Annotated in this window: 1 protein-coding gene; it reads left to right on the top strand. The window is 37.0% G+C overall.

Going from position 1 to position 1,018, the window contains the following annotated elements:
- The first annotated feature begins 249 nt into the window (after window positions 1-249).
- Window positions 250-918 carry a TenA family protein gene (locus HMPREF1115_RS08970; RefSeq protein ID WP_000405340.1) on the top strand — a complete coding sequence of 223 codons (669 nt, stop codon included), beginning with the start codon at window positions 250-252 and terminating at the stop codon, window positions 916-918.
- The last annotated feature ends 100 nt before the right edge of the window (window positions 919-1,018 follow it).

Raw genomic sequence — 1,018 nt, 5'->3', positions numbered from 1 at the left:
TACTGGCGAAGGGAAATGTGAAAAGGTTTTTTTCGTATGTTGAAAAGAACCGTCTAATCTTGTAAGCTAAACTCTAATTCTTGATTGTAATTGGAGTTTTTTTGTTTATACAAACTGGATAGGCTTGTTTAGGTAGCTCTCTGCAAATGCCCTCGATGTTCTTAAAAAGTATCAAGTGGAATTACGATTTTGCTTGGTATCTCTTGATATTTTATTGATTACTAAGGAGTAAAGAAAGGAAAAATAAATATGGAAATACAAGACTATGCATTTCAGCCAGGTTTGACCGTTGGAGAATTATTAAAAAGCAGTCAGAAGGATTGGCAGGCTGCAATCAATCATCGTTTTGTTAAGGAACTTTTTGCGGGGACAATTGAGAATAAGGTCTTAAAAGACTACCTGATTCAAGATTATCATTTCTTTGATGCTTTCTTATCCATGCTGGGTGCCTGCGTAGCACACGCAGACCAGCTTGAATCCAAACTTCGTTTTGCCAAGCAACTAGGCTTTCTTGAAGCAGATGAAGATGGTTATTTCCAAAAGGCTTTCAAAGAGTTAAAAGTAGCAGAGAATGACTATCTAGAAGTGACCTTGCACCCTGTAACAAAAGCCTTTCAGGAGCTAATGTATTCTGCTGTGTCTTCATCAGACTATGCTCATCTTTTGGTCATGCTGGTCATTGCAGAAGGTCTCTATTTAGACTGGGGTTCTAAAGATTTGGCACTACCTGAAGCCTATATTCATTTGGAATGGATCAATCTCCACAGAGGTCCTTTCTTTACAGAGTGGGTTCAATTTCTGGTTGACGAACTCAATCGTGTCGGGAAAGGTAGAGAAGATTTGACAGAACTTCAGGAACGCTGGAATCAAGCAGTTGCTTTAGAATTAGCCTTTTTTGATATTGGTTATGAATTATAGGACAGATGCAATACTTTTATGTAGATTAAAAGAATGAACAAACAAACTATATAAATATATTTTCCGGTCAAATATCTTGCTAGTGCTTTCATTTTTTGCT

This window comes from Streptococcus oralis SK610, from assembly GCF_000257455.1.
In the GTDB taxonomy this organism is placed as follows: Bacteria; Bacillota; Bacilli; order Lactobacillales; family Streptococcaceae; genus Streptococcus; species Streptococcus oralis_CB.
This window is presented reverse-complemented; position numbering and strand designations above follow the sequence as displayed.

What these genes read in the sequence shown, in the direction of transcription:
- HMPREF1115_RS08970 (WP_000405340.1), top strand. Translation starts at nt 250, where the DNA reads ATGGAAATACAAGACTATGCATTTCAGCCAGGTTTGACCGTTGGAGAA.